The sequence below is a fragment of the Streptomyces beihaiensis genome, assembly GCF_026274175.1.
Classification (GTDB): domain Bacteria; phylum Actinomycetota; class Actinomycetes; order Streptomycetales; family Streptomycetaceae; genus Streptomyces; species Streptomyces beihaiensis.
Genome location: NZ_JAPHNL010000138.1, coordinates 1 through 5728, shown reverse-complemented (window position 1 = coordinate 5728; position 5728 = coordinate 1). Strand labels below are relative to the sequence as shown.

The following is a 5728-nucleotide window of genomic DNA, read 5'->3' as shown; positions in this document are numbered from 1 at the left end:
TGTCGCAGTTCTACGTAAAACTGCGACACTTCTCCGACCAGGCACACCGAACCCGCTCCGGGGGCGTCAACTCAGTTGCCGTACCGACATGAGGAGATGACGGTGGTCGTACGTCCCCCGTCGCGTCACGTCAGTCGGTCCGCGCACGCTATAGGCCGCCACTGACAACGAAGGGGCCAAAAGCCCGACGCTCGGTCGGGCTTTTGGCCCCTTCACACGCTCCGCGCGGCAGCGCGCGGTCAGCGCTACTGCTCGGACGACCGCTTGGGCCGCCACACCACCAGCGCACTGGTCTGCTGGACCTCCTGGTACGGGACCAGGTCCCGGCGGTACGACGCGTGCACCGCCGCCTCGCGCTGCTGCATCGCCGCCGCGGCGCCCTCCACGGCCGCCGAGAGTTCGGCGACGCGGGACTGGAGGGCCGCGACCTGGTTCTCCAGCTCGATGATGCGCTTGATGCCGGCCAGGTTGATGCCCTCGTCCTGCGACAGCTGCTGCACCTGGCGGAGCAGTTCGATGTCGTGGGCCGAGTAGCGGCGGCCGCGGCCGGCCGTGCGGTCGGGCGAGACCAGGCCGAGGCGGTCGTACTGGCGCAGCGTCTGCGGGTGCAGGCCGGACAGCTGAGCCGCCACCGAGATGACGTACACCGGGGTGTCGTCGGTCAGCTCGTACGGGTTGTTGCGCCGCCTACCGGGCTGCCCGGACTGTCCGGCACCGGGACCGGGTCCGGGTCCGGGACGACCGCCGTACTGTCCGTCCATCTGGCTCATGCTCCCTTCGCGGCCTGGAACAGTTCTGCCCGCACATCCGTATCCTCAGTCGCCTTGCGGTACGACTCAAGAGCGGAACGGGCCTCGTCCGTGAGGTTCTTGGGGACCGCGACCTCCACCGTGACGAGCAGGTCGCCCCGGGTGCCGTCCTTGCGCGTCGCGCCCTTTCCGCGAGCCCGCATCGTCCGCCCGTTCGGCGTGCCCGCGGGCAGCTTCAGGGTGACGGGCGGGCCGCCGAGCGTGGGGACCTTGATCTCGCCGCCGAGCGACGCCTCGGCGAACGTGACCGGCACGGTCACCGTCAGGTTGTCGCCCTTGCGGCCGAAGACCGGGTGGGCGTCGACGTGGACGACGACGTACAGGTCGCCCGCAGGACCGCCCCGCTCGCCCGGCGTGCCCTTGCCGCGCAGGCGGATGCGCTGGCCGTCCGAGACGCCCGCGGGGATGCGGACCTGCATCGTCCGGGACGACTTGGCGCGGCCGGAGCCCTTGCACGTGTCGCAGGGGGTCTCCGCGATCAGGCCGCGGCCCTTGCAGTCCACGCACGGGTCGGTGAGGGAGAAGCCGCCTCCGCCGCCCCGCGAGACCTGCCCGGTGCCGACACAGGTCGGGCACACGCGCGGTGTGCCGTTCTTGTCGCCGGTGCCGGAGCATGCCTTGCAGGGCGCCTGGGAGGACATACGGAGCGGCACCGTCGCGCCGTCGACCGCCTCCGTGAAGCTCAGCGTCACCTCGGACTCGATGTCCTGGCCGCGGCGCGGCTGCGTGCGGGTGCCCGCGCCGCCGCCCCGGTTGAACAGCCCGCCGAAGACGTCGCCGATGCCGCCACCGCCGCCGAAGCCGCCCTGGCCGCCACCGGCTCCGCCCGCGCCTCCGCCGAACAGGTCGCCGAGGTCGAAGTTGAACGAGCCGCCGCCCGCGCCGCCGGGCCCCGGACGGAACCCGCCGTTGCCGAACAGCGCGCGCGCCTCGTCGTACTCCTTGCGCTTCTTCGGGTCACCGAGGATGTCGTTCGCCTCGGAGATCTCCTTGAACCGCTCCTCCGCCTTGGGGTTGCCCTTGTTGGCGTCGGGGTGGTTCTCGCGGGCGAGCTTGCGGTACGCCTTCTTGATCTCGGCGTCGGTGGCGTCCTTGGGGACGCCGAGGACCTTGTAGTAGTCCTTCTCGATGAAGTCCTTGGTGCTCATCGCCCTCGACGTCCCTCCTCACTCATCTCTGCCGTGCCGGTCGTGTACGTGTCGTCAGCCCTTGTCCGGGCCACCGTTCTCCTTCTCGGCCTCCTCCTCGGAGGAGGCGTCGTCGGACGTGACGGTCTGCGCGCCGGGCTGCGGCTCGGCCACGGCCACCCGCGCGGGGCGGATGGTGCGCTCGCCGATCCGGTAGCCGGGCTGCAGGATCGCCACACAGGTCGTCTCGGTGACGTCCGGCGCGTACGAGTGCATCAGGGCTTCGTGCACGGTCGGGTCGAAGGGCTCGCCCTCCTTGCCGAACTGCTGCAGGCCCATCTTGGCCACGACCGTCTCCAGCGACTCCGCGACGGACTTGAAGCCGCCGACGAGCTCGCCGTGCTCACGGGCGCGGCCGACGTCGTCGAGGACCGGGAGCAGTTCGCCCAGGAGGTTCGCGATGGCGACCTCCTTGACGGCGATACGGTCCCGCTCCACGCGGCGCCGGTAGTTCTGGTACTCGGCCTGGAGCCGCTGGAGGTCCGCCGTGCGCTCGCCGAGCGCCGTACGCACCTGGTCCAGCTGTGCCGTCAGGCCGACGTCGTCCGACGCGGTCTTGTCGGAGGCTGACGAAGCTGAGGAAGCTGAGTCCCCGGCCGGGGCCGCCCCCTCCTGGTCGGAGGGAGCGGTCTTCGGCTCGGCATCTTCGGGGGCGGCGCCGGAGGGGACGTCAGGCTTCTCGCTCTTGTCGAAGCCCGGGGTCTCCTCCGTCACGCGGCACCGTCCTTACGGTCCTCGTCGACGATCTCGGCGTCGACGACGTCGTCGTCAGCGGCCTTGGCGTCACCCTGCGGGGCGCCCTCGGCGCCGCCCGCGGCCTGCGCGCCCTGGGCGTCGGCGTACATGGCCTGACCCAGCTTCTGCGAGACGGCGGCGACCTTCTCGGTGGCGGTGCGGATCTCGGCCGTGTCCTCGCCCTTGAGCTTCTCCTTCAGCTCGGTGACGGCGGTCTCGACCTCGGTCTTCACCTCGGCGGGAACCTTGTCCTCGTTGTCCTTGAGGAACTTCTCCGTCTGATAGACGAGCTGCTCGCCCTGGTTGCGGGTCTCGGCGGCCTCGCGGCGGGCGTGGTCCTCGTCCGCGTACTTCTCGGCCTCCTGGCGCATCCGGTCGACCTCGTCCTTCGGCAGCGAGGAGCCGCCGGTGACGGTCATCTTCTGCTCCTTGCCCGTGCCGAGGTCCTTCGCGGTCACGTGCATGATGCCGTTGGCGTCGATGTCGAAGGAGACCTCGATCTGCGGGACGCCGCGCGGCGCCGGGGGCAGACCGGTCAGCTCGAACATCCCGAGCTTCTTGTTGTACGCGGCGATCTCGCGCTCGCCCTGGTAGACCTGGATCTGCACGGACGGCTGGTTGTCCTCGGCCGTCGTGAAGATCTCCGAGCGCTTCGTCGGGATCGTCGTGTTGCGCTCGATCAGCTTGGTCATGATGCCGCCCTTGGTCTCGATACCGAGGGACAGCGGGGTCACGTCGAGGAGCAGGACGTCCTTGACCTCACCCTTGAGGACACCGGCCTGGAGCGAGGCGCCGATGGCGACGACCTCGTCCGGGTTCACACCCTTGTTGGCCTCCTTGCCGCCGGTCAGCTCCTTGACGAGCTCGGCGACGGCCGGCATGCGGGTCGAACCGCCGACGAGCACGACGTGGTCGATCTCGGAGAGGGCGATGCCCGCGTCCTTGATCACGTTGTGGAACGGCGTCTTGCAGCGCTCGAGCAGGTCGCTGGTGAGCTGCTGGAACTGGGCGCGCGTCAGCTTCTCGTCCAGGTGCAGCGGGCCCTCGGCGGACGCCGTGATGTACGGCAGGTTGATCGTGGTCTCCGTGGAGGAGGACAGCTCGATCTTCGCCTTCTCGGCGGCCTCGCGCAGGCGCTGGAGCGCCATCTTGTCCTTGGACAGGTCGACGCCGTGGCCGTTGTTGAACTGCTTGACCAGGTAGTCGACGACGCGCTGGTCCCAGTCGTCGCCACCGAGGTGGTTGTCACCGTTGGTGGCCTTGACCTCGACGACGCCGTCGCCGATCTCGAGGAGGGAGACGTCGAAGGTGCCGCCACCGAGGTCGAAGACCAGGATGGTCTGGTCGTCCTTCTCCAGGCCGTACGCCAGGGCGGCCGCGGTCGGCTCGTTGACGATACGCAGGACGTTGAGGCCCGCGATCTCGCCGGCCTCCTTGGTGGCCTGGCGCTCGGAGTCGTTGAAGTACGCCGGGACGGTGATGACCGCGTCGGTGACCTTCTCGCCCAGGTATGCCTCGGCGTCCCGCTTCAGCTTCTGCAGGATGAACGCGGAGATCTGCTGCGGGTTGAAGTCCTTGTCGTCCAGGTTGATCTTCCAGTCGGTGCCCATGTGGCGCTTCACCGAGCGGATGGTCCGGTCCACGTTCGTGACCGCCTGGCGCTTCGCGACCTCGCCGACCAGCACCTCGCCGTTCTTCGCGAAAGCGACGACGGACGGCGTGGTCCTGGCACCCTCGGCGTTGGTGATGACGGTGGGCTCACCGCCCTCCAGAACGCTGACGACGGAGTTAGTCGTGCCCAGGTCGATGCCGACCGCACGTGCCATTTCGATTCCTCCAGCTGACTACTTGAGTGGAACTGACTCAAGACTGCAACACCACCCCCCTCCACGTCAACAGACCTGAGTCCCACCCACTCAACTTTTATACGGCCCTTATGGGCAGCCCGCCGGAGCGGCACCTCTGAGCTGGGGTTTCACGCCCGTCGCCACACCTGCCGCCACACCCACCCCGACGCCTGCCGCCGCGGCCACCGCCACACCTACCGCCGCACCTACCGCGCGACGGCCGCCTCCCCCGCGACCCCGGTCCGTACCAACGCGAGCTCCGCGCCGAACCGGCCCGCACCCGCGAGCACCTGCGACAGCTCCGGCTCCCGGTCCACCTGGAGCAGCACCCGCTCACCAGGCGCGACGACCTCGTCCCACACCCCGTCGAGGCGCCTGATCCACGAGGTGTCCCGGTCCCCTAGCGCGTAGGGCAGCACCCGCCACGCCCGGTCCCGCTCGGCAGCCCTGCGCACACCGCACCGCGGCCCGCCGAACGGCTCGAAGGAGACGATGCGCCCCCGGTAGCCGCCCCGGCGCAGGCCGCGCCCGAAGCCGCCGTCGTGCGCGCCGGAGGCGAGGACGAGGTCGATCTCGTCCTGCCGAAGCCGCCGCACGAGCCCACCGAGCCCTCCGAGCCCTCCGAGCCCGCGCACTCCACCGAGGCCGATCATTCGCATAGGTGAAACCCCTTGGCTACGACACGCGTTCTGATCTCGCACAAGCTATGTCGATATGCCCGGATTTAGCGTGAATAACACGATCGGCCTGAGGCGCGCACACATGGGCGCGCGGCCTGAGGGCCGCCTCAGCGACACAGATCACCACTCGGGCGGCTACATTGCGACCGAGTAAGTGGGTAGTCTCGGACGGACCCCATAAGTTACCGCTTAGTAATCAGCTCGGTCATCAGGCCCGAGGAGCCCCAAATGCAACTCGCCGCGATCATCGTGTCGCTGGTTCTGATCGTGGTCGGCGTGGCCCTGTTCATCCGCGCCCTCCTGCAGATCGTCAACTTCATGCGGCTCGGTCAGAGTGTCCCCGCGGGCACCCGCACCGATGAGCCCGCACAGCGCACTGTCACCGTGGCCAGGGAGTTCCTCGGCCACACCCGTATGAACCGCTGGGGCGTCGTCGGTGTCGCGCACTGGTTCGTGGCCATCGGCTTCTA

The 5728-nt window shown here is 69.3% G+C and carries 5 protein-coding genes and 1 pseudogene; 1 reads left to right on the top strand and 5 read right to left on the bottom strand.

Going from position 1 to position 5728, the window contains the following annotated elements; all coding sequences use genetic code 11:
• Positions 1-245: 245 nt before the first annotated feature.
• The 5 genes from OFY01_RS14500 to OFY01_RS14480 form a co-directional block, all read right to left on the bottom strand.
• Positions 246-761 carry a heat shock protein transcriptional repressor HspR gene (locus tag OFY01_RS14500; RefSeq protein WP_407700343.1) on the bottom strand — a complete coding sequence of 172 codons (516 nt, stop codon included), beginning with the start codon at positions 759-761 and terminating at the stop codon, positions 246-248.
• Between the two features lie 5 nt (positions 762-766).
• Positions 767-1957, bottom strand: a complete 1191-nt coding sequence (gene dnaJ, locus OFY01_RS14495; protein ID WP_266599936.1) for a molecular chaperone DnaJ — start codon at positions 1955-1957, stop codon at positions 767-769.
• Positions 1958-2011: 54 nt separating this feature from the next.
• Positions 2012-2710 carry a nucleotide exchange factor GrpE gene (grpE, locus tag OFY01_RS14490; RefSeq protein WP_266599934.1) on the bottom strand — a complete coding sequence of 233 codons (699 nt, stop codon included), beginning with the start codon at positions 2708-2710 and terminating at the stop codon, positions 2012-2014.
• Positions 2707-4557 carry a molecular chaperone DnaK gene (gene dnaK, locus OFY01_RS14485; RefSeq protein ID WP_266599932.1) on the bottom strand — a complete coding sequence of 617 codons (1851 nt, stop codon included), beginning with the start codon at positions 4555-4557 and terminating at the stop codon, positions 2707-2709. The genes grpE and dnaK overlap by 4 nt, the downstream gene beginning before the upstream one ends.
• Before the next feature lie 227 nt (positions 4558-4784).
• Positions 4785-5237, bottom strand: coding sequence for a hypothetical protein (locus tag OFY01_RS14480; RefSeq protein WP_266599930.1), 453 nt, complete (start codon positions 5235-5237; stop codon positions 4785-4787).
• 249 nt (positions 5238-5486) lie between these two features.
• Between OFY01_RS14480 and OFY01_RS14475 the strand changes: the two are divergent.
• Positions 5487-5728 (top strand): annotated as a pseudogene (locus OFY01_RS14475) (Fe-S oxidoreductase); the annotation flags it as partial.